This is a genomic window from Paenibacillus sp. SER-28 (assembly GCF_052906305.1).
The window spans coordinates 1-508 of sequence record NZ_JBRECM010000044.1; the positions used below are offsets into that span (position 1 = coordinate 1).

Genomic DNA, 508 nt, shown 5'->3' on the forward strand with positions numbered 1-508 from the left:
GTCTGTGCGAAGCCGCAAGGCGAAGTATACGGGCTGACGCCTGCCCGGTGCTGGAAGGTTAAGGGGAGTGGTAAGCCCTTCGGGGCGAAGCTATGAACCGAAGCCCCAGTAAACGGCGGCCGTAACTATAACGGTCCTAAGGTAGCGAAATTCCTTGTCAGGTAAATTCTGACCCGCACGAATGGCGTAACGACTTGGGCGCTGTCTCAACGAGAGATCCGGTGAAATTTTAATACCTGTGAAGATGCAGGTTACCCGCGACAAGACGGAAAGACCCCATGGAGCTTTACTGCAGCTTGATATTGAATTTGGGTACGATCTGTACAGGATAGGTGGGAGCCGTAGAATCTTGAGCGCCAGCTTGAGAGGAGGCATCCTTGGGATACCACCCTGATCGTATCTAGGTTCTAACTTGGTACCGTGATCCGGTACGAGGACAGTGTCAGGTGGGCAGTTTGACTGGGGCGGTCGCCTCCTAAAGAGTAACGGAGGCGCCCCAAGGTTCCCT

At 54.3% G+C, this 508-nt stretch carries 1 rRNA gene; it reads left to right on the plus strand.

Annotated features, from left to right (window positions below):
- A 23S ribosomal RNA gene (locus ACUYLD_RS25495) occupies positions 1 to 508 on the plus strand; the annotation flags it as partial.